At 57.3% G+C, this 21429-nt stretch carries 17 protein-coding genes and 1 tRNA gene; 6 read left to right on the forward strand and 12 right to left on the reverse strand.

The features are described from left to right. Window positions 1-34: 34 nt before the first annotated feature. The 3 genes from NAV33_RS16795 to NAV33_RS16805 form a co-directional block, all read right to left on the reverse strand. On the reverse strand, window positions 35-1255 hold the full coding sequence (locus NAV33_RS16795) for an aspartate aminotransferase family protein (protein ID WP_255982101.1): 1221 nt from the start codon (window positions 1253-1255) through the stop codon (window positions 35-37). Between the two features lie 117 nt (window positions 1256-1372). Then, window positions 1373-2068: a crotonase/enoyl-CoA hydratase family protein gene (locus NAV33_RS16800; protein WP_255982103.1), complete on the reverse strand. Its 696-nt coding sequence runs from the start codon at window positions 2066-2068 to the stop codon at window positions 1373-1375. A gap of 129 nt (window positions 2069-2197) precedes the next feature. Then, complete coding sequence (locus tag NAV33_RS16805) at window positions 2198-3502, reverse strand: HD-GYP domain-containing protein (protein WP_255982105.1); 1305 nt, start codon at window positions 3500-3502, stop codon at window positions 2198-2200. A 238-nt stretch (window positions 3503-3740) separates the two neighbouring features. On the opposite strand from NAV33_RS16805, the gene NAV33_RS16810 reads away from it, so the two are divergent. Continuing rightward, window positions 3741-3830 (forward strand) — tRNA-Ser (locus NAV33_RS16810). 171 nt (window positions 3831-4001) lie between these two features. Here NAV33_RS16810 and NAV33_RS16815 read toward each other — a convergent pair. Next, window positions 4002-4550 carry a hypothetical protein gene (locus tag NAV33_RS16815; protein WP_255982107.1) on the reverse strand — a complete coding sequence of 183 codons (549 nt, stop codon included), beginning with the start codon at window positions 4548-4550 and terminating at the stop codon, window positions 4002-4004. A gap of 474 nt (window positions 4551-5024) precedes the next feature. Between NAV33_RS16815 and NAV33_RS16820 the strand changes: the two genes are divergently transcribed. Together NAV33_RS16820 and NAV33_RS16825 are read left to right on the forward strand one after the other, a co-directional pair. Next, window positions 5025-5378 (forward strand): rhodanese-like domain-containing protein, encoded by a 354-nt coding sequence (locus NAV33_RS16820; protein ID WP_255982109.1) that lies wholly within the window; start codon window positions 5025-5027, stop codon window positions 5376-5378. A gap of 142 nt (window positions 5379-5520) precedes the next feature. After that, window positions 5521-6642: a mechanosensitive ion channel family protein gene (locus tag NAV33_RS16825; RefSeq protein WP_255982111.1), complete on the forward strand. Its 1122-nt coding sequence runs from the start codon at window positions 5521-5523 to the stop codon at window positions 6640-6642. Between the two features lie 49 nt (window positions 6643-6691). On the opposite strand, the gene acs is transcribed toward NAV33_RS16825, so the two are convergent. Continuing rightward, window positions 6692-8647, reverse strand: a complete 1956-nt coding sequence (gene acs / locus NAV33_RS16830) for an acetate--CoA ligase (protein WP_255982113.1) — start codon at window positions 8645-8647, stop codon at window positions 6692-6694. A 250-nt stretch (window positions 8648-8897) separates the two neighbouring features. On the opposite strand from acs, the gene NAV33_RS16835 reads away from it, so the two are divergent. Continuing rightward, on the forward strand, window positions 8898-10241 hold the full coding sequence (locus tag NAV33_RS16835) for a DUF2254 domain-containing protein (RefSeq protein ID WP_255982115.1): 1344 nt from the start codon (window positions 8898-8900) through the stop codon (window positions 10239-10241). Between the two features lie 198 nt (window positions 10242-10439). Here the strand turns inward: NAV33_RS16835 and NAV33_RS16840 are convergent, their stop codons facing one another. Both NAV33_RS16840 and NAV33_RS16845 read right to left on the reverse strand, forming a co-directional pair. Beyond that, on the reverse strand, window positions 10440-11453 hold the full coding sequence (locus tag NAV33_RS16840; RefSeq protein WP_255982117.1) for a DctP family TRAP transporter solute-binding subunit: 1014 nt from the start codon (window positions 11451-11453) through the stop codon (window positions 10440-10442). A gap of 146 nt (window positions 11454-11599) precedes the next feature. Further along, the gene (locus NAV33_RS16845; protein WP_255982119.1) at window positions 11600-12499 is read right to left on the reverse strand and encodes a LysR family transcriptional regulator; all 900 of its coding nucleotides are present in this window, start codon (window positions 12497-12499) and stop codon (window positions 11600-11602) included. A gap of 174 nt (window positions 12500-12673) precedes the next feature. On the opposite strand from NAV33_RS16845, the gene NAV33_RS16850 reads away from it, so the two are divergent. Further along, window positions 12674-13876, forward strand: a complete 1203-nt coding sequence (locus NAV33_RS16850) for a CaiB/BaiF CoA transferase family protein (protein WP_255982121.1) — start codon at window positions 12674-12676, stop codon at window positions 13874-13876. 321 nt (window positions 13877-14197) lie between these two features. Next, a complete protein-coding gene (locus tag NAV33_RS16855; RefSeq protein WP_255982123.1) occupies window positions 14198-15133 on the forward strand; it encodes a hydroxymethylglutaryl-CoA lyase in 936 nt (311 codons plus the stop codon). 173 nt (window positions 15134-15306) lie between these two features. On the opposite strand, the gene NAV33_RS16860 is transcribed toward NAV33_RS16855, so the two are convergent. The 5 genes from NAV33_RS16860 to NAV33_RS16880 form a co-directional block, all read right to left on the reverse strand. Then, on the reverse strand, window positions 15307-17328 hold the full coding sequence (locus NAV33_RS16860) for a polysaccharide biosynthesis protein (protein WP_423836671.1): 2022 nt from the start codon (window positions 17326-17328) through the stop codon (window positions 15307-15309). 108 nt (window positions 17329-17436) lie between these two features. Continuing rightward, window positions 17437-17994, reverse strand: coding sequence for a sugar transferase (locus tag NAV33_RS16865; RefSeq protein WP_255982125.1), 558 nt, complete (start codon window positions 17992-17994; stop codon window positions 17437-17439). Between the two features lie 19 nt (window positions 17995-18013). Beyond that, complete coding sequence (locus tag NAV33_RS16870) at window positions 18014-18949, reverse strand: UDP-glucose 4-epimerase family protein (RefSeq protein WP_255982127.1); 936 nt, start codon at window positions 18947-18949, stop codon at window positions 18014-18016. Beyond that, window positions 18946-19698, reverse strand: a complete 753-nt coding sequence (locus tag NAV33_RS16875) for a glycosyltransferase family 2 protein (protein WP_255982129.1) — start codon at window positions 19696-19698, stop codon at window positions 18946-18948. The genes NAV33_RS16870 and NAV33_RS16875 overlap by 4 nt, the downstream gene beginning before the upstream one ends. 8 nt (window positions 19699-19706) lie before the next feature. After that, complete coding sequence (locus NAV33_RS16880; RefSeq protein WP_255982131.1) at window positions 19707-21116, reverse strand: mannose-1-phosphate guanylyltransferase/mannose-6-phosphate isomerase; 1410 nt, start codon at window positions 21114-21116, stop codon at window positions 19707-19709. Window positions 21117-21429 lie beyond the last annotated feature (313 nt).

Here is a 21429-nt window from a genome sequence, read left to right on the forward strand (position 1 = left end):
GAAAAAACCGCCCTGCCGGAATCATAGGCCTAGGTTAGGCTTGGGTAAGTTTGGCTGCGGCGCGCTCAAAACGAGCAAGACCTTCTGCGATGTCGGCCTCTTCGATGATCAGGCTGGGGGCCAGGCGGATCACATCGGGGCCGGCTTGCAAGATCATCAAGGCCTCCTTCTCGGCGGCATCGAAGATGTCCCTTGCGCGGCCTTTCCATGCATCGTTGAGTACACACCCGATCAGCATTCCCATGCCACGCACCTGACTGAACAGCCCGTAACGCTGGCCGATTTCAAGCAGCCCGCTCTTGAAGCGCTCGTGCCGGTCCTTAACGCCGTTCAGCACCTCGGGAGTGTTGACAATATCGACCACCGCCTCTGCCACCGCACACGCCAGCGGATTACCGCCGTAAGTGGTGCCGTGGGTACCGACGCTGAAATGCGCGGCGATCTCATTGGTGGTCAGCATCAGGCCGATCGGGAAACCGCCGCCAAGGCTCTTTGCGTTGGTCAGAATATCCGGCGTGACACCGTAATTCATGTAGGCGAATAGCTCACCGGTACGACCCATACCAGTTTGTACCTCATCAAGGATCAGCAGCGCGTTGTGCTTGTCGCAGAGTTTGCGAGCTCCTTCCAGATAAGCCTGATCAGCAGGCAGAACGCCGCTTTCGCCCTGAATCGGTTCCAGCACCACGGCGCAGGTTTTATCCGAGATCGCGGTGGCGAGCGCGTCCAGGTCGTTGTACGGCACATGCCTGATGCCCTGAATCTTCGGCCCGAAGCCGTCAGAGTATTTCGGCTGGCCACCGACGGTCACGGTAAATAGGGTGCGGCCGTGGAAGCTGTTCACCGCCGAGATGATTTCGAATTTTTCCGGCCCATGTTTATCGTGGGCATAGCGACGAGCCAGCTTGAACGCCGCCTCGTTGGCTTCGGCGCCGGAGTTGCAGAAAAATGCCCGGTCGGCAAAGGTCGCCGCCACCAACTTCTTCGCCAGGCGCAGCGCCGGCTCGTTGGTGAAGATATTGGAGATATGCCAGAGGTTGCCCGCCTGCTCTGTCAGTGCAGCTACCAGCGCTGGGTGTGCATGGCCGAGCACATTCACGGCGATGCCGCCGGTAAAGTCGATCAGCTCTCGCCCGCTCTGATCCCATACTCGCGAACCCTGGCCGCGCACCGGAATGAAAGCGGCTGGAGCGAAAGTGGGAACAATGACCTGGTCGAAATCAGCGCGTTCTACCGGGGTGTGCGGGGCGGACATCAGGACTCTCCTGCGATGCGGCGAATAAGAATGAAAAACGCCCCGCCATGGCGGGGCGTTGCAAGCGCAGTTTAAACGCTGGTCCGCCAGGAATGGGCGGTCCGTCGAAAATTCTCTTCAGGATACGATCGAGTGCTGCTGATCCAGCAGGATGGCCTGGTCGAGGGTTTCCAGCAGGGCCTTGCGGGCCTTGAGCTTGGTGTTCTTATGGGCCGTCATGTTGATCTTCTTTAATTGGGCCGCGGTCGCTTTGGCGACGCCCATCAGCTCACCAGCCGGGACGATCCTGTCGAGGAAGCCGGCGTCCAGTGCGGCCTGCGGAGCGAAGATCTCGCCATTGATCACCGAACGCTGAAACGCCGGCTTGGTCAGCCGATCCCGCGCTACCTCGATGCCCGAATGGTGCATCGTCATGCCAATCTGGACTTCGTTGAGGCCGATATTGAAAGCGCCTTCGACGCCGATACGGTAGTCGGCCGAAAGCAGTAGAAACGCACCCTTGGCGATGGCGTGACCGGGGCAGGCGACAATGATCGGGAAGGGATGAGCGAGCATCCGTCGCGTGAAGGTCGAGCCGGTCGTCACCAGCGCAATGGCGTTTTCTGGGCCAGAGGTCATCACTTTTAGATCGTAGCCTCCGGACAGTATCCCCGGCTGCCCAGTAAGAATCACTACAGCGCGGTCCTGCTCGGCGCGATCGAACGCTGCATTGAGTGCGTCGAATACCGCTGGGGACAGCGCATTGACCTTGCCGTTGTTCAGGGCCAGGGTGGCGATGCCGTCTTCGAGTTCGTAGGAAACCAGATCACTCATGACGAAATATTCCTTGTTAGAAGTCGACAGACGTTACTCAGCACAACCTTCAAGGTAAAGCGTCGTGACTGACTGACAAGTCATGATTTGAGGTCATATCCCTTGAAAACCGCACACATAGGCGACGGCTCAGCTTTCAGCCGTTTCCGGCTCAAGCTCAAGTATTGCCAGTAGTTCGGGATGCAAGATGGTCTGTAACTGCGGATCGGCGATGAATAGGCCGTAGGATCCATCGGAGATACCGCTGCGAATCCGGTAAGGCGTTCCGTCAGCGTCGACGGTTAGCTGTGAAAGATCCAGATAACGCGGCTCGCAAGGCTTCTTCTCGGCGTCCCGCATGACAACCACCTTGGGGCGTAAATGCAGCTGCTGATGCTTCTCCAGCACCAGCGCCACCTCACCAGTGTGCAGCTCGACGAGCGTGCCGACCGGGAACACGCCTAGCCAGCGAATGAATTCCTGAACCAGCGTTTCGTCGAACTGCTTGCCAGCACCGCTACGCAGGACGTCATACGCCGCCTGGATCGGTCGCGCGTCGTCGTAAGTGCGATGACTGGTGATCGCGTCGAACGCATCGACAATGGTGATGATCCGCGTAGTGAAAGGGATCTGATACTGATCCAGGCCTAGCGGATAACCTTTGCCATCCAGTCGCTCATGGTGTCCATACGCCGCCTGGGCAGCAGCAGCGGGAATGTCTTCCTGGCTGCGTAGCGCCTGATATCCAAAAGTCGGGTGCAGCTTGATATGTTCGAATTCTTCCTGGGTGAGCTTGCCCGGCTTGTTGAGGATGGTGGGATCGATCTTCATCTTGCCCACGTCATGCAGCAACCCGGCGATTCCCAACAGCTCGATTTTTTCATCAGGCAGCCCGAGGTGGGTACCAAAGCCCATCGCCAGAATAGAGACGGACAGGCAGTGCAGACTCGTATAGACATCCTGCGACTTCAGCCGAGTCAACCAGAGCATGGCGCTCTCATTGCGCAACATGCTTTCCAGGTTGCGTGTAACCAGCGTCTGACAGGCCTTTGTATCGATCGCTCGACCTTGCTGGACATCCAGCAGCACCTGATCCAGCACTAGCGCGCTACTGCGATAGGCTTCGCGGGCTTCATGGACTTCAAGCGATAGCGGAATACGGTTCATCGTGCGATTGACGCGTATTGGCGTTGCCGAAGGCACGATCATCTGCCCCTGATCGAGCAGAACCCGGCGGGTGTCGTCGACGAAAACGTAATCACAACGCTCACGCACCGCCTGGATATGTTCGATTTTAAGCAGGGGAAACCCCTGGAACAGAAAATCCGTCTGACGCCAAGGCCGATCCAACTCGCAGATATACATGCCAAGTTCGAGATGACTGACGTGAAGGCGGCGCTTCGTAGCGACCTCTACTACATCCGGCCGCTTGCGCTTGTTCTTGAATAACTTCATCAAAGCCTGTCCTGGCTCTTCATATTCACTTTCACTACGCTCGATCCCAGTGACGTGCGATCCGTTTGCCAATGCAGCTGAGAACCCTAGAGAAACGATAGGTTCATTACGATCACCACTTTGCCAGTATTCCAACGGTGCGTTAAGCACATGAAAAAACTAAAAAAACTTTTTGCCATCCAAGAGCTCTTCGGCTACATTAGCGCGCCTCGACGGACATCAAACTCCGTTGAGATCCGGTGAGGTGTCCGAGCGGTTGAAGGAGCACGCCTGGAAAGTGTGTATACGAGAAATCGTATCGTGGGTTCGAATCCCACCCTCACCGCCAAATCAAACGTAAAGCCCCGATTATCGGGGCTTTTTCGTTGCTGCTGCCCAGAGCCCCGTCCGGAAGCGCCGAGCACTACGAGCCCCCACTCAGCCCTTTGACCGGGCAATCATACAATCAAGCATAGCCCCTTATCGGGCTCGTGCGGCAAAGAGCCTGTCAGCCGGCCAGTCAGTTGCCGGCCGCGCCGCTAGCAGCCGATCCTCCTGAACCCGCTGCGCCGGTACCAGCGCCCCCGACTCCGTTACCGCCGGATGTTCCGATTTCACCCGTAGCTGCGCCGCCGTCGGGCCTGGCGTTTCCATTGGCACCACCATTACGGCTGGGATCAATCGGCGTGCCGGTGGTGGTTGGCCTGCCAGGCTCGACTGTAGAACTTCCCGGACCAGTGGTCGTGATCGGACCGCCGTCATCGCCCGGTTGCGTGATACCCGGATTACTGGCGCTGCCAGCCGGGGCCTGTCCAGGCTGCGTTGCGCGGGTGCCAACCGAATTATTCGGACGGGCCGAGCCTGCTGCGCCCGGCTCAATGGCCGACCCAGAGGATACGCCAGGCTCGCGGACGGCATTGATCTCACGTCCAATCTGCTGGCGATTCTGTTCCATCTCTGCGCCTATCTGGTCACGCTCCTGTTGCAGGGTCATGTTTTCTTCTTCGGCATCCGCCACGCCTGAAACAGTCAAAGCAAGCAGCAATGCCGGAAAGCCAAGCCTGTTCATATGTACCTCCAGTAATGAACGTTCATATCAATAGACAACAGAAACCGCGTAGCTGCACGCGTTTGAACAAGCATGCCACTCAGCCATTGTCGGATGCGTATACCAGCGCGCGTGCCTGCACTGGTCTGTAAATTGCTTGAGATTTGCTTAAAAGGAAGACTCCAAATTCGGGGAAAAAGCGATCATGAGGCCAGTACGTCTGGAAGGCGGACCAGACCAGTGCCGCGTTGATCAATCTCGTGCAGCGCATCCCAAATCATCGGGTACGCAATTCTTTCGGCAAGGCGTGACGGATAATCCGGCCAACCGGGACTTTCGCGCCAGAACACAGTGAAGGCCGCTAATCATGTTCAAACACAAGAAATTCAGGCAGGCGACACTGATCCTGTTCGCCACGGCGGTCATTCTGATTCTGCCGAATCTGACCCGTCTGATCAGCTGACCGCCCGAAACAAGGCGGCCAAGAGGGAACGTATGTACCGATTGCTTCTGCTCTTGATGATATCGACCACCACGGCAATCGCTGGCGATATCGACAAGTCAGCCGCGTTGGCGGCACTGCAGCGTCCCGACAGCATATTGATCGATGTTAGAACAGCGAAGGAGCACTCCGAGGGTTCCCTGCCCGGCTCAACGCGTATCGAGGCCCAAGACCTCGCCGAGCGCATCGCCGATGTCGCACCCGACAAACACGCTCCGGTCATTCTCTACTGTCGCACCGGCCGCCGTTCCTCCGCTGCGCAGGATTTACTTCAGCAGCTGGGATACAGCCAAGTCATCAATGCCGGCGGTTATGACGATCTGAAGCAGGCCTTTCCGCCGCGCTGACTGCGCGGTAATACTCGTTCTAGCCTCATAGTTTCGCCTCTCCTCCTCGGTCAACGCGGGAACTAATGCGTGGCAGCGGCTACTGAAAAAGTAGTCATTGCTTCAGCGCCTGGTCGCGCCAACCCTCGGAGGACTCGAATTGATGAATTGGGACGTGATGTTGAACGAAACGCTGTGGATCAACATCGCCATAATCGTTGGCGTTACTCTTGTCAGCTATCTGGTGCTGCAGACCATTTTGCGGGTCATCACCAATCGCTTGCGAAAGATGGCTAAAGGCTCGCCGAGTGGCTTCCCGGCTATTGCCGCGGAGATGCTCAGCCGCACTAGCCATCTGCTGCTGATTGCCCTCTCGCTGCTGATCAGCCTGAAAATCGTCCAGTTGCCCGATCGCTGGGAATCAGCAATGTCGCACGGCTGGTTCATAGCGCTGGCGTTCCAAATCGCGCTTTGGATGGATACAGCCGTTCGCCTATGGATGGAAAGCCTGACCCGTGACGGCAAGGCGCGAAACCCTGTCACCACCACCATCATCGGCATCATGATCCGCATCGTTATCTGGACCATGATGCTCCTTTCGATCCTGGCCAATCTGGGCGTCGACATCACCGCTATGGTCGCGAGCCTCGGCGTTGGCGGTATCGCCATCGCACTGGCGGTGCAGACGCTGCTCAGCGACATCTTCGCCTCCCTGTCCATCGGTGTGGACAAGCCCTTCGAGATCGGCGATTTCGTCGTATTCGGCGATGTAGCCGGAAATATCGAGCACATCGGCCTGAAGACCACGCGCATTCGCGCGCTCAGCGGCGAGCAAATTGTCTGCGCCAACGCCGACCTGCTCAAGCAGGTCCTGCACAACTACAAGCGCATGAATACCCGTCGTATCGTGTTCAAGTTCGGCATCACTTACAACACGCCATCAGACAAGGTGCGCGAAGTCTCGGCACTGGTGAAGCGAATCATCGAAGGCCAGGAGAAAGTGAAGTTCGACCGCGCTCATTTTCTTAGCTTCGATGACAGCCAGCTCACGTTCGAAGTCGTCTACATCATGCAGGTGTCGGACTACAACGAGTACATGGATACCCAACAAGAGATCAATCTGCAGCTTATGGACGGCCTTCGTGAGATGGAGGTGAAGTTCGCCTTTCCGACTCGCAAAGTCGAGTTCATCGGCGGCAACTTTCCGGAACTCACCGTGGCCGGTGTGCCAAAGGATAAGCCGGCTGCTAACGAGGAAGCGCGCAACGCGCAGCCGAACGGCTGACCGAAGTCGCGGTGCTCGGGCATGTTTCCCGGCACCGCGACAGAACGGATCAGCGCGGGCGCATCTGCTTGTGGGTTTCGATGAGCTGCGGCACCACGCCCGGGTCAGCCAAGGTGGAGATGTCACCCAAAGCGTCATATTCGTCGGTCGCTATCTTGCGCAGGATACGACGCATGATCTTGCCCGAGCGAGTCTTGGGCAGGCCCGGCGCCCACTGAATCGCATCCGGCACGGCGATCGGCCCGATCTCTTTGCGCACCCACTGCTGCAATTCCTGACGCAACTGATCGGACGGTTCCTCGCCCGCCAGTAGCGTTACGTACACATAGATGCCCTGCCCTTTGAGCGGATGCGGTACTCCGACGACTGCCGCTTCGGCAACCTTGGGGTGCGCCACCATGGCACTTTCGATTTCCGCCGTCCCCATCCGATGACCGGAAACGTTGAGTACGTCGTCCACCCGACCGGTGATCCAGTAGTACCCATCCTCGTCACGGCGTGCACCGTCACCGGTGAAATACATGCCGCGGAACGTCTTGAAATAGGTATCGACGAAGCGGTCGTGGTCCCGATAGATGCTGCGCATTTGTCCCGGCCAGGAGTCGAGAATCACCAAGTTGCCCTCGGTGGCGCCTTCGAGCAGGTTGCCAAGATTATCCACCAGCCCTGGCACTACGCCGAAGAACGGCCGCGTCGCAGAGCCCGGCTTCAATGCCGTGGCACCCGGCAAGGGGCTGATGAGAACACCGCCGGTTTCGGTCTGCCACCAAGTATCGACGATTGGGCAGCGCGACTTACCTACCGTCTCGTAATACCAATGCCAGGCCTCCGGATTGATCGGCTCGCCCACCGAGCCAAGCAGCCGTAGGCTGGAACCATCGGCGCCGTCCATCGCTGCATTGCCTTCGGCCATCATCGAGCGGATCGCCGTGGGTGCGGTATAGAGAATATTGACCTTGTGCTTATCGATTATCTTGCCGACCCGCGTCACGTCCGGGTAGTTAGGCACGCCCTCGAACATCACCGTGGTCGCACCGTTTGCCAGCGGCCCGTAAATAATATAGCTGTGGCCGGTGATCCAGCCGACGTCAGCGGTACACCAATAAACCTCGCCGGGCCGGTAATCGAAGACTCGCTCATGGGTCAGTGCGGCGTAGAGAAGATAGCCTCCAGACGTGTGCATCACGCCCTTGGGCTTGCCGGTGGAACCGGAGGTGTAAAGGATGAACAGCGGCTCTTCTGCACCCATCTCCTTCGGCGCGCACACGTCGCCTGCCACGCGCATGAGATCGTCGTACCAAATGTCGCGATGCTGGTTCCACTTGATGTCGCCCCCGGTGCGGCGCACGACGATGATTTTCTGTACGCAACGAGTCTGGGGGTTGGTCAACGCTTCGTCGACGTTGGACTTCAACGGTATTTTCCTGCCGCCGCGCAACCCTTCATCAGCCGTAATAACGACCTTGGAGCTGCCATCGATGATCCGCCCGGCCAAGGCTTCCGGCGAGAAACCACCGAACACCACCGAATGAATCGCGCCGATGCGCGCGCACGCCAGCATCGCAACCGCCACCTCGGGAATCATCGGCATGTAGATGGTCACCACATCGCCCCGGTGCACATCCTGCCCGCGTAATGCATTGGCGAACTTGCTGACCTCGCGATGCAGCTCGCGATAGGTAATTGATCGACTCTCGGACGGATCATCCCCTTCCCAGATGATCGCGATTTCGTCACCACGCGTTTCGAGATGGCGATCCAGGCAATTCGCCGAAACGTTCAGGGTGCCATCGGCGAACCACTTGATATCCACGTGATGGTCGTCGAAGGACGTCTGCTTGACGCGCGAGAAAGGCTTGATCCAGTCCAAGCGCTGCGCCTGCTCGCGCCAGAAGCCGTCAGGATTGACCACCGACTGTTGATACATCGATTTGTAGGCGGCCTCGTCGGTCAGCGACCGAGCCGCAACTTCCGGTTTCACGGGGTACAGGGACGTAGCGCTCATGGGCAATACCTCACTCGTCGGTCTTGTTATCGTTTCGAATCCTGTCTCACAGGCGAACCATACGAATCAAACCAGGCGCCTGCAAACCTCACGTTCGAGCTACGTGGGGTCTAAGCGTTCCGTTGGCTTGCGAGCCACCGGCAAAACACTTTTCTCGGTAGAGCATAGACGCTTCGGCCTGGAAGCACTTCGCAGCCCAACGTGGTCATACGAGCGTCAGGGCCAACGTCCTCCGCGCCAGGGATCCGAGATGCCAAATCCAGCGAACGTGTTTTTCCGTATCGTCAAGCGCGTCAGCGAAAGCATCGCCCTGTATCCGGTCGTTATCGCCAGCGCTTATGTTCTAGTGGCGGCTATGGTGCTTGCATTCGAGTCGACCCCGATTGCCAAAACACTACGCGACGACTTGCCGCCTGGCCTGATCGATCTCGACAACGGCCGCGAAATCCTTGGGACGCTGATCACCGGCATCATCTCGCTCACCGTGTTTAGCTTTTCGATGGTAATGGTCGTGCTCAACGGCGCCGCCGCGCGCCTGTCTCCGCGCGTACTGCCGGGGCTGATCAGCGACAGACGCAATCAAGCGATTCTTGGCATCTATCTGGGCAGCACGCTCTATCTCCTGCTGATGATCGGCACCCTGAACACGAGCGATCCGGCCAGTATTCCCACGCTCGGACTGTCACTTGCATTGCTGTTCGGCATGGTCTGCATGGCGCTGTTCGTTGTGTTCATCCGCTCGGTTTCGCAATCGATTCAGGTCGACTGGATCGTCAGCCAGCTCTACTGCGACGCCTTGGCCAATCTAGAAAAGCGTAAACAACGCCTCGCCAATGTCGCCGAGATACCCGACGCCACGGATTGGTGGTGCCTTCCCGCTGGCCAGCCAGGCTACTTACGCGAAGTGAACGAACGGCGCCTGGGCAAAATACTGAGCAAACGCGACTTGGTCGCCATGATCCAGGTGGAGCCGGGTTTCTTTCTTGTCGGAGGCCATCCGCTGATCAAGTTCAATGAGCCGCTCAGTGACGAGGACGCAGCCGAAGCGCTGGATTGCTTCAACTTCCACAACAATGAGTTTGCCGGCGCCAACGTCTCTTACGGCATGCGGCAGATCTCTGAGGTCGCGGTCAAGGCGATAAGCCCGGCCATCAACGACCCCGGCACGGCGATGCGTGCGGTCAATCTGATCGGCGTACTGCTGAAGCAGCTAGGCGGTGTGCTGCCTTACGACATTGGCTGTTTCGACAACGGCCGGCCGCGCCTCTTTTACCCGCAGCTGGGCATGCAGCGCATGCTCCAAGCCGTAATAGCCCCGATCCGCGTCTACGGTAGCCATGATCCGCAGGTGCTGATCACGCTATTGCAGTGCTTGAAGAACGCTCTACATGGCCACCCGAACGAGGAGCAGCTGGCAGCGCTTTATGAAGAAATCCAAGCCGTGCGCGATGAGGCCGATGCGAACGTGGAGAATCCGCGCGATCGGCGCGCAGTGAATGATTTGCTTGAGCGGCTGGGTAGCCTCCACGGCAAAACACCCTCGGTAGCGCTTCTGCCGATCGTCAGGGAGCACCAACCACAAGCCCTGGCCTGAAAAAAACGCGGCCTGGCCCGTGCCAAGCGCCAGCGTAGAGCGGTACTGCTCCGTAGGATGGGTGCAACCCATCAATCCGTAATGACCCGGCCTGGGCCGAGACCGGTGCGGCGCGGTCAGAGGCAGCGATGGGTTTCACCTGCGCGGCCCGACCCATCCTTTATCTGCTCCAACCGCTCGTAACAATCCCACAGTCAATCACTGCGCCTGATTGGCCGCTTCGGCGGCTTGGATCAGATCGACGCCGATTTCATCTTCGAACTTCTTCCAGGCCGGGCGAACCGCGTCGCGCCAGGCGTTGCGCTGCTCTTCGGTCAATACCAGGATTTCACTTTTGCCGGTATCGACGATGTTCTGCTTGGCTTTTTCATTCAGCGCCTCGGCCTGGCGATTCACCTCGGCGGTAACCTCCTCGATGATGTCTTCGAGTTCCGTACGCACCGGAGCCGGCAAGCCGTTCCAGAACTGGGCGTTAGTGATTAACAGATAGTTGCCGATGCCGTGGTTGGACTCGGTCATGTACGGCTGCACTTCGTAGTACTTCTGGCTGTAGATGTTCGACCAGGGATTGTCCTGAGCGTTGACCACACCGGTCTGCAAACCCTGGTAGATCTCGGCGAAAGCCATCTTGCGCGGCACGGCGCGCAGCGCGGTGTACTGAGCGGCCTGTAGATCCGACGGCTGCACACGGAACTTGAGCCCACGAGCGTCGGCCGGCTCGCGCAATGGCTTGTTGGCGGTGAACTGACGCATGCCGTTGAGCCAGTAGGCCAGCCCGGTGATGCCTTTGTCTTCCATCGACTTGAGCATGGCCTTGCCTTTGTCCGATTGCTGGAAGCGCTGCGCGGCGGCCACGTCATCGAAGAGGAACATCAGATCGAACAGCTGCAACTGCTTGGTGTATTGCTCGAGTTTCGATGGCGCCGGGGCGAGCATCTGTACCTGATTCAGCAGCAGAGCCTCCATTTCCTTGCCGTCGCCATACAGCGATGAGTTGGCGTAAACCTCGACCTTGACCTGATCCGGCAAGCGTTCCTCGACGAGCTTTTGAAACATCAACGCGCCCTGCCCCTTGGGCGTGCTGTCCGCAGTGATGTGAGAGAACTTGATCAGGATAGGTGCGCTTGCCTCCGATTCGGCCTGAGCACTGAATACGGTGACTAGTGCCGAAACGGCGAGCAGACGGGTGATACCACGGGTGAGTCGTGTCATGAGGAAGCTCCGTTTTGTAGTTGTGTGAGCCATGCAGCTGACTGGACTCTAGCCGGCGACGCTTCCCACTAACATTCATATTTGAGCAAGCAAGGCTTCGCTGCTCGCGAAGGCTGTAACGCAGCCACGCCGCATACAGCTCTTTTTCAGCGATTGCCTTCGCGAGTCGTGAGGTGCTCCAGCAACTGCCGCGCCGTGATTGAAAGGCTTTCAACGCTACGCACACCAATCTTCAATTCGCGCCGAGCCCAAGAATCGGTCAGCGGAATGATCGCCACATCCAGCGCCGGCAAATAATTGCGCACCACCTGTTCGGGCAGCACACCGATGCCCATACCGGTGTGAATCATCCGGCAGATCGCCTCGAAGCTGCGCACCTGAATACGCAGCCGCAACGGCGTGCCCATCTGCTGGGCCGACTGCTGCAGCAGCGCGTACAGCGAAGCATCCTGCTGCAGGCCGATGAAATCGAAACCGGCGGCATCGCGCAGAGCGATGCCTTCCAGCGTCGCCAAGGGATGCTTGCGCGGTGTAACCAGTACCAGCCGGTCCTCGCGGTAGCTGAACACCTGAAGCTCTTCGGTTGGCATGTGGCCAGCGAAAATGCCGATATCTGTTAGCCCTTCGCGTAGAGCACGCAGGGTGTCGCTGCTGACGCGCTCTTCCAGATCGATTTTTACTTCCGGATGCAAGCGAGCGAAGGCACTTAGATCCTCGGGCAGAAACTCGATCACCGCTGAGGTGTTGGCATGGATCCGAACGTGCCCTTTCACGCCCTGGCTGAATTCGCTGAGGTCCGCATCCATCTGCTGTAGGCCATCGAGCAAGTTGCGCGCGTGGTGCAGCAACGCGTGGCCGGCGGGTGTCAGTTCCACGCCCTTGGGTTGGCGATACAAAAGACTCACGCCGAGCTGGCCCTCCATGTCGCTGATGCGCTTGCTGACAGCCGCGAGCGCCAGGTGCTCGCGCTCAGCGGCACGGGTAAGGCTGCGCTCGTCGGCAATGGCGACAAAGAGGCGCAGGGTAACGAAATCGACACGCCGCATGGTTGGTTCTCGTATTCGCAAGTGACGAAGCGAAACGATAAACCGGCCCGTTCAGAAAGGCATCCGTTAAACAGCCTTCGCATTTCACGAAACCATCCTTGGCTATTCGGCAATTGTCCGCCGACCGGCTCTCAGTCATTCTTCGTCCATGAATCGACCCGGCACAGGTGTGTGATGAACGAGACGAATGTAAACAGCTTGCCGCTGCAAGGCCTCAAAGTGATCGAGATGGGTCAGCTGATCGCCGGCCCCTTCGCCAGCAAGATGCTCGGCGAGTTCGGCGCCGAGGTGATCAAGATCGAGCCGCCAGGTGTCGGCGATCCACTGCGCAAGTGGCGCAAGCTCAAGGACGGCACTTCGCTCTGGTGGCACGTTCAGTCGCGCAATAAGCGGTCCGTGACACTCGACCTGAAAGCCGCAGAGGGTCAGCAAATCGTCCGCCAATTGGTGGCTGAGGCCGATGTGCTGGTGGAAAACTTTCGCCCCGGCACCCTTGAAGGCTGGGGCCTTGGCTGGGATGAACTGGCCAAGCTCAACCCGCGCCTGATCATGCTGCGCATCTCCGGCTACGGTCAGACCGGCCCCTACCGTGACCTGCCCGGCTTCGGCGTGATCGGCGAGGCCATGGGCGGATTGCGGCACTTGTCCGGCTATCCGGGCCAGCCGCCGGTACGGGTAGGCGTGAGCATTGGTGATTCGCTGTCTTCGCTCTACGGTGTGATCGGTGTGCTGCTCGCCCTGCAGGAACGCAACCGCAGCGGTAAGGGCCAGGAAATCGACGTAGCACTGTACGAATCGGTATTCGCCATGATGGAAAGCCTGGTGCCCGAATACGACGCCTTCGGCTATATCCGCGAGCCAGCCGGTAGCGCCCTGCCCGGCATCACGCCGTCCAACTCATACCTGTGCAGCGACGGCGCCTACGTATTGATCGCAGGCAACGGCGACAGCATCTACAAGCGCCTGATGACGCTGATGGATCGCCAGGATTTAGCTGACGATCCGCGCTTCGCCCATAACGACGGCCGCTCCCGGCATGCCGAACTGATCGATGCCGCCATCGGTGAATGGACCGCGCAGCACAGCCGCGACGAGGTGATCGAGGCGCTTAAAGAAGCGCGCGTCCCAGCCGGCTACCCCTACACCGCCGCCGATATCGTCAAGGACCCGCATTACCTGGCGCGACAGATGATCGAGCGGGTACAAACGTTCGCCGGGCCGCTCAAGGTTCCAGGCGTGCTGCCCAAACTCAGCCGCACACCGGGCCGCATCGGAACCGGCGGTCCGCAACTGGGCGAGCACACCGAAGATGTACTGGCCGGGCTCGGCCTGACCGACGAGCAGGTCCAGGGGCTGCGTGAGCGCGGGATAGTTTGATGTAGCTGTTCGCGAGCAAGCTCGCTCCTACGGGAGCAACGCACCCGCCCTGCTGTAGGAGCGAGCTTGCTCCGAACCCGTCCCCACTAATTGTAGGGTGGGCTTTAGCCCACCATCCGTGCGTTGCCCAGCGGGCACTTTATTGTCCCCACGCGACGAATCGGAACGATCAAAGCCATGAACGACCTGTAGGAGCCAGCTTGCTGGCGAAAGGGACCGCCAAAGATCCGCTAACAAACTCGCTACTCCGCGCTTATCGATGTTTCCGACGCTTTGCGTGGGGGACCATCAAAGAAAACGCTCGCTACCAACGGAGACATCATGACAAAACGCCTCTACATCCAGGACGTCGCCACTCGCGATGGCTTTCAGATCGAACCGAACTTCATCCTCACCGAAGACAAAATCGCCCTGATCGATCGCCTGTCCAAAACCGGGCTGGCGAAGATCGAAGTGACCTCGTTCACCTCACCCAAGGCGATCCCCAATCTGCGCGACGCCGAAGAGGTCATGCGCGGTATCCGCCGAGTGCCGGGTGTCGAATACACCGTACTGGTGCCCAACGTGAAGGGCTGTGAACGCGCCCTGGCCTGCGAAGTGGACGAAATCAACCTGGTGATGTCCGCCAGCGACACCCACGGCATGGCCAACCTGCGGATGACACCGGAGCAATCGCTAGTACAGTTTCAAGAAATCATTGAAGTCACCCGCGGCAGCGGCGTGTTCATCAATGCATCGCTGTCCACCACCTTCGGTTGCCCGTTCGAAGGCGAGATCCCCGAGCCCCGCATCTATGAGCTGATGCAACGCCTGCTGGATATCGGTGTGCAAGGCATCACGCTCTGCGACACCACCGGCATGGCCGACCCGGCGCAGGTCGAGCGCATCTGCCGCGAAGCGATGACCAACTGGCCCGAAGCGGTATTCACCGCTCATTTTCACAACACTCGAGGAATGGGCCTGGCTAACGCGCTGGCCGCATTGAATGCAGGCATAGACCGCTTCGACGCCTCGCTCGGCGGTCTCGGCGGCTGCCCCTACGCACCCGGCGCCAGCGGCAACATCTGCACCGAAGATCTAGTGCACATGTTCCAGCGCATGGGCATGAATACCGGTGTCGACTTGGACAAACTGCTGCAGTGCGCCGCAAGCCTGCCAGAACTGGTCGGCCATGAGGTGCCAGGCGCCGTCCTTAAGGCGGGGAAATCGGACCGTCGCTATCCGAAGCCGAAATGGATGCAAGATTCAGAAAACTAGCCCAACCGACCCTTCATGCTGCGCTTTTGTAGGAGCCAGCTTGTTGGCGAAGCTTTGAGAGTTCGCGAGCAAGGACTGAGGCGTCCCCTCGCGCCTACGATTGGGCGTACCGGAGCCTAAGTGACGGAGCTACGCTCCAACGTCGGGCTTCCAAACAAAGCCCGCCACTGAACTTACTCAGCCGGCCCAACCCGCCGCTGCTGGTAAATCAAATCAACAATCTCACCCTCCGGCACATAACCGCTCACCACCTCACGCAGCAACACCCGCACCTGAGGATAGTCATCCTGCTCTACCGCCTTAAGCAGCTTTGCCAGCACACCGCGCAACACGTCCCAGGTGAAATGCTCTTCATCGGCCCGCATGATCATTGGGTGTTCGGTGGGATTGACGTTGTCGCCGATCAGCAGCTCTTCATAGAGCTTCTCACCAGGACGTAATCCGGTGAACTCAATGGGGATATCGCCATGCGGGCACCTCTCCGAGCGCACGCTCAGGCCAGACAGATGAATCAGCTTCTCGGCCAGCTCGGCTATACGCACCGGTTGTCCCATATCCAGCACGAACACATCGCCGCCCTGCCCCATGGAGCCCGCCTGAATTACCAGCTGCGCCGCCTCGGGAATGGTCATGAAATATCGAGTGATCTTCGGGTGCGTAACAGTAACCGGCCCGCCGCTGCGTATCTGCTGGTAAAAACGCGGAATGACCGAGCCCGAGGAGCCCAGCACGTTGCCGAAGCGGACCATGGTAAAACGAGTCTTGTTGACGTGATGCACCGCGCCGTCCGCATTGAACAGTACGGGCGCGGTTTCACGACTCAACGCTTGCAGGATCATCTCGGCAACACGTTTGGTACTGCCCATTACGTTGGTTGGCCGCACCGCCTTGTCGGTAGAGATCAGCACAAAGTTGGCCACTCCCGCCTGCACCGCAGCCTGGGCAGTATTCATCGTCCCTAGAATATTGTTCAGCACGCCTTCAGCAACGTTGTGCTCCACCATGGGCACATGCTTATAGGCCGCCGCGTGATAGATCGTCTCCACCTGCCAGGTGCGCATCACATCCAGCAGACGCTCAGGGTTGCGGATGGAGCCAAGGATCGGCACCAACTTGACCGGCAACGAAGCCCGCTCGATTGCCCGCTCCAGCTCGATGTGAATGCTGTAGAGATTGAACTCGCTATGCTCGAACAGCAGCAGCGCCCGAGGTTTGTTCGAAAGGATCTGCCGGCACAGCTCTGAGCCAATCGAGCCGCCCGCGCCAGTTACCATTACCACCTTGCCGCGAATGCACTTCTCGAACAGCGCCTGCTGTGGCGGCACGGCATCGCGGCCCAGCAGATCCGCGATGTCGACTTCCTGAATGTCCTCGACCTTTACGCGCCCGCTGGCCAAATCCATAAAGCCGGGCACGCTGCGAACGTGGAGTGGATAAGGCTCGAGCGTCTCCAATACCTCTCGGCGACGCCCTCGGGACGCAGACGGGATTGCCATCAGAATCTCGTCGCTGCCCGTCTCATCGATCATTTGCTGAATATGCTTGGGCGAATACACCCGCAGGCCGGCAATGGTTCGGTTGTAGAGATTAGGATCGTCGTCAATGAAGGCCACAGGGCGCATCGCCCGCCCCAAACGCAACGCCGCCACCAGCTGATTGCCGGCGGCACCGGCGCCATACACCGCCACCCTCGGCAACCCCGCGTCGCGCCCCTTGAACTTGGTGAGAGAACCCGGAGAAAACCAGTCACCCATGAAGTATTGCCGCATCACCAAGCGCAAGCCGCCAATCAGCACCAGGCTCAACCACCAGTAGTTGAACACCATTGAGCGCGGAATCAGCTTGGGTGCATCACTGCGCCAATACACAGCCAGGGAAAGCAGCAAAGCCGAGAGCGTAACCGCCTTAACGATCGCCATCAACGCATCGTTACCGAAGTAGCGCATGACCGCGCGGTACATGCCGAAGCGGATGAAGATCGGTATCGATAACACAGGCGTAAGCGCGAACAACCAGGCGTGTCCGCCTAGCGGCTCGACAAAATTCGCCTCACCAAGGCGAACGAAAAAAGCCAGCCACAGCGCCAGCCAAACCAGAAGCATATCCATACCAACTTGGACAAGCCGCTTCTGCCGTCTGGGCAAACGCACCAGATGCGTGCGCAGTTTCTCAGCCAACCTCAACACAACACTCATCCTTCCTTTAGTTCTGCTGGTGTCCCATCGCAACAATGCACCGAAAGCCAAACAGAATTGTTACGATCGACCCATTGCATCAAAGCGTATGCGCCAGTATCCGAATAGTCAGGTTTTCCGGACGATCCGATCCCCAGCGCCCTTGCCCGCCACCGTCATGAAGATGTACTTGAAGTAATGCGCCAAGGTGAGGGTTCGGATCATCTTCTGATCCGTTTCCGCCAGTAGAGCCGGCGTAGACATATCGATTTCGCTCACCTGCGCCAGCCCGGTTATTCCTGGGCGAGCATTGAACACGCCCCGTTTGGCGCGTTCCTCGGTCAACTCCTCTTGATTGAACAGCCCCGGCCGCGGCCCTACCAGGCTCATATCGCCCTTCAGCACGTTCCATAACTGGGGCAGCTCGTCTAGCTTGGTTTTGCGCAGGAAATTGCCAAAGCGGGTAATGGACGCAGTGCTAGCCAGATGGGTGGCAACCGATGCGGTATCCACCTTCATGGTGCGGAACTTGATCAGCGTAAAGGGCTTCTGATGGCGCCCTACACGCACCTGCCGGAAAATCGGCGAGCCGGTATCGAATAGACCGATAACCGTCAGCATAAGCAGTACCGGAAAGCCCACCACCAAGCCCAACAGCGAAAAAGCAAAATCGAAAACTCGAATCACGGAATTACCTGACACTGGGTCAATTGGAACGCTCAAAGCAACGCCTGAGCCCTTCTTCCACTGTATAAGGCGGTTTCCAGTCCAAGAGTTCGCACGTCTTGCTGATATCTACCTGCAACGACCCCAGCAGCCGCTGGGACATCGCCTTCTTGCCTAACAAGATAGCACCAAGCTGAAGCATGCCAGCGGGTATGGGAATCAGCCGTGCGGGCTTGCCCATAGCCTCACCTACACCACGCAACAACTCGGTAGTAGAGAGATCGTAGCCATCGCCCGCGAGAAATACCTGGTTCGCAGCAGCGGGGTGATCAATACAACGAATGATCAGATCAACCAGATTATCGATCCCTACCAGAGAGCGCTTGTTGTGTATGGTGCCAAGCGGAAGAGGAACACCCTTTTCAATCCAGCGAACCAGGCTCCCAAAGTTACCGGGTGCGTCAGAACCGTAGACCAGCGGCGGACGAATAGTCACCACTTCCATTCCAGTTTCCTGCCGGATTCGACAAAGCCCCTGCTCTGCCTCCCATTTAGACTGAGCATAAGGCTCAGCTGGGTTAGGCTGATCGTCTGGAGTAAATGGATAAGTATTAGCATTACCGTTGACGCCGATTGAACTGATAAAAATAAAGCGATTAACTCCAGCTTGAGCAGCATGCTTTGCCAAATTTAACGTCGCATCTACATTCACACGACGGAACCCTGCTAACGGATCGCCCATTTCATCTTTAAAAATATGAGCTCGGGCAGCAGCATGAATAACCACATCCTGCCGAGCCACAGCCAGATTCCAATCAGTATTTGCTGAAATATCCCCCACAACGTATGAAGATAAATCAGGAACAGCCCCAGACGAACGCACCGCAATCGAAAGAGATATATTCTTCGACTGACCGATCTGCTTAATAATTCTGCGCCCCAAAAACCCCGTAGCACCGGTTAGCAAGACTCTCATACGAAGACCTGTCTGATGAACTTTATCGGCAATCTCAGCAAAAGCATTAAGCTTGATGAGAATACTCCATTCTCACTTAAAGATTGGCGCATCTCTCTAGTCGACACAAGATTGCTTCTCCAACCAGCGGTACTCGCGCCACCGGTACGCATTCTCACCCAGTGTTTTTTTATGACTTTATAATTGGCGCCATCAATCAAAAGCAATCGAACCAAAAAATCAAAGTCAGCAGCGATCTTATATCCAGTCTTATAATACCCAACGCGGTCATACGCCGATCTTCGTACAAATACAGCGGGATGTGGAGGCATCAGCCCGAGCCTGAACATCCAAGGCTTAAAAGCACCCGCGCGGTAAGATCTAACAGACCTTTTTAAATCACTATCGGCTACAAAATCGACGTCACCAAGAACCACTTCCAAGGAAAAATCTGATGCGAAAGCAGCCGCAACTTCATTTAGCACATTACTGTGGACATAAAAATCATCTGAGTTTAAAATACCAATAACTTCACCCGTTGCACACCGCACCCCTTTATTCATTGCATCGTAAATCCCGTGATCAGGCTCTGACACAAGCTTCTTTACTAAACCTGGGTATTGGGCGACCTGCTCTAACGTAGCATCTTTGGATGCTCCATCAATTACTATATATTCAAGATCGGGATAACACTGGGCCGCAACGGACTCAAGCGTTGTATTGATCGTAGATTCGCTATTATACGCGACGGTTATCAACGAAATTCTCACAACACCCCTTAGACTCGACCGTATTGATCTTCAAAACGAACAATATCGTCTTCTCCCAGATATGATCCCGACTGTACTTCAATCAGGTCCAGCGGTATCATTCCAGGATTCTCCAGCGCATGTATTTGCCCGATCGGAATATAAGTAGACTGATTTTCAGTGACGAAGTAGGTTTTATCGCCATTGGTAACCTTGGCTGTGCCACTCACCACAATCCAGTGTTCAGCTCTATGGTGATGCATCTGGACAGATAACTTGGCGCCAGGCTGGACGGTGATCCGTTTTACCTGATACCGCTGGCCATTATCGATGGAGTCATACATCCCCCATGGGCGATATACTTCGCGATGGTTCATATGCTCATGACGCCCATCTGCATTGATCTGCTCAACAATCTTTTTTACATCCTGAACTTTTTCCCTATGCGCAACGAGCACGGCATCCTTGGTTTCGACAATCACCAGATCTTCGACACCTACCGTGGCCACCAAACGGTTCTCCGCATGTACTAGAGTATTGTAGGTAGTGTGTACGATCACATCGCCCTTGAAGGAGTTGCCTGCTTCGTTCTTGTCGCTTACCTCCCAAAGGGCTGACCAAGAGCCTATGTCGCTCCAGCCCGCATCCAACGGAACGACAACCGCATCGGTCGTTTTTTCCATTACCGCATAGTCGATGGAGTTTGCCGGGCAGCCAGTAAAGGCTTCGGCATCGACGCGGGTAAAATCCATGTCCTGCTTACCCTGTTCCAGAGCTTCACGGCATGCCTTGAAAATCTCAGGCTGAAAGCACTCCAGTTCCTGCAAATAACGGCTTGCACGAAACATGAACATCCCGCTGTTCCAGAGGAAGTTTCCGCTAGAGAGATAATCGCGAGCCGTGGCGATGTCAGGTTTCTCGGCAAAGCGGTTTACAATGAAGCCTTCATCACCCACTTGGCTCCCCTTCTCTATATAGCCATAGCCCGTTTCCGGGTGCGTCGGGACAATGCCGAAGGTCACCAATTTTCCATTAGCAGCAAGCGGGAAAGCGGCGCGGATGCTAGCGTGGAAGGCCTGCACGTCTTGGATCAGATGATCGGCAGCCAGGACCAGAAGCATTGGGTCATTAGTGTCTTGCAGTGCTTGCAGCGCGGCCAAGGCAATGGCTGGCGCGGTGTTACGGCCAACTGGCTCGAGCAGGATTCTGGCGTGCTCGATATTTAATTGGCGCAGTTGCTCGGCAATAAGAAAACGATGCTGCTCATTGCAAATCAGCCGAGGCAAAGCACCATCCAAACCATCCAAACGCTTGATAGTCGCCTGAAGTAGGGAGTGCTCGGCATCGACCAAGGTCAAGAATTGCTTGGGATTGAGCTGCCGAGAAAGAGGCCAAAGGCGAGAGCCAGAGCCCCCTGCCATAATCACCGGGATAAACATGTCATATCCTATGAATGATCGTTAGGGCAAAGCTTAAAAAGGCGCGGGTATCATCCTGTACGTGCATAGCCTCTTCTATTACAGCAACGGACCACACCAAACGGTAGCTGTCGTGCTTCTGGAGGCGGAGTCAGACGGCGGCGGGCTCCTCTAAGACACCAGTTGTCCCGGCCTACTGGTGCTAGGCCGAGTCTCCTCCCCGCCCCAGTACGCACCAGCAGATGAATCAATACCAGCGGAGTGATCGCGGGAACAGTTTGAAGACCTCGCTATTGAAAAAATATCCTAGCCCCTCGCCTCATGCTGATTCTCT

The organism is Stutzerimonas stutzeri (genome assembly GCF_024448715.1).
Lineage (GTDB): Bacteria > Pseudomonadota > Gammaproteobacteria > Pseudomonadales > Pseudomonadaceae > Stutzerimonas > Stutzerimonas stutzeri_AR.

What these genes read in the sequence shown, in the direction of transcription:
- NAV33_RS16795 (WP_255982101.1), bottom strand. Translation starts at nt 1,255, where the DNA reads ATGTCCGCCCCGCACACCCCGGTAGAACGCGCTGATTTCGACCAGGTC.
- NAV33_RS16800 (WP_255982103.1), bottom strand. Translation starts at nt 2,068, where the DNA reads ATGAGTGATCTGGTTTCCTACGAACTCGAAGACGGCATCGCCACCCTG.
- NAV33_RS16805 (WP_255982105.1), bottom strand. Translation starts at nt 3,502, where the DNA reads ATGAAGTTATTCAAGAACAAGCGCAAGCGGCCGGATGTAGTAGAGGTC.
- NAV33_RS16815 (WP_255982107.1), bottom strand. Translation starts at nt 4,550, where the DNA reads ATGAACAGGCTTGGCTTTCCGGCATTGCTGCTTGCTTTGACTGTTTCA.
- NAV33_RS16820 (WP_255982109.1), top strand. Translation starts at nt 5,025, where the DNA reads ATGTACCGATTGCTTCTGCTCTTGATGATATCGACCACCACGGCAATC.
- NAV33_RS16825 (WP_255982111.1), top strand. Translation starts at nt 5,521, where the DNA reads ATGAATTGGGACGTGATGTTGAACGAAACGCTGTGGATCAACATCGCC.
- acs (WP_255982113.1), bottom strand. Translation starts at nt 8,647, where the DNA reads ATGAGCGCTACGTCCCTGTACCCCGTGAAACCGGAAGTTGCGGCTCGG.
- NAV33_RS16835 (WP_255982115.1), top strand. Translation starts at nt 8,898, where the DNA reads ATGCCAAATCCAGCGAACGTGTTTTTCCGTATCGTCAAGCGCGTCAGC.
- NAV33_RS16840 (WP_255982117.1), bottom strand. Translation starts at nt 11,453, where the DNA reads ATGACACGACTCACCCGTGGTATCACCCGTCTGCTCGCCGTTTCGGCA.
- NAV33_RS16845 (WP_255982119.1), bottom strand. Translation starts at nt 12,499, where the DNA reads ATGCGGCGTGTCGATTTCGTTACCCTGCGCCTCTTTGTCGCCATTGCC.
- NAV33_RS16850 (WP_255982121.1), top strand. Translation starts at nt 12,674, where the DNA reads ATGAACGAGACGAATGTAAACAGCTTGCCGCTGCAAGGCCTCAAAGTG.
- NAV33_RS16855 (WP_255982123.1), top strand. Translation starts at nt 14,198, where the DNA reads ATGACAAAACGCCTCTACATCCAGGACGTCGCCACTCGCGATGGCTTT.
- NAV33_RS16860 (WP_423836671.1), bottom strand. Translation starts at nt 17,328, where the DNA reads ATGAGTGTTGTGTTGAGGTTGGCTGAGAAACTGCGCACGCATCTGGTG.
- NAV33_RS16870 (WP_255982127.1), bottom strand. Translation starts at nt 18,949, where the DNA reads ATGAGAGTCTTGCTAACCGGTGCTACGGGGTTTTTGGGGCGCAGAATT.
- NAV33_RS16880 (WP_255982131.1), bottom strand. Translation starts at nt 21,116, where the DNA reads ATGTTTATCCCGGTGATTATGGCAGGGGGCTCTGGCTCTCGCCTTTGG.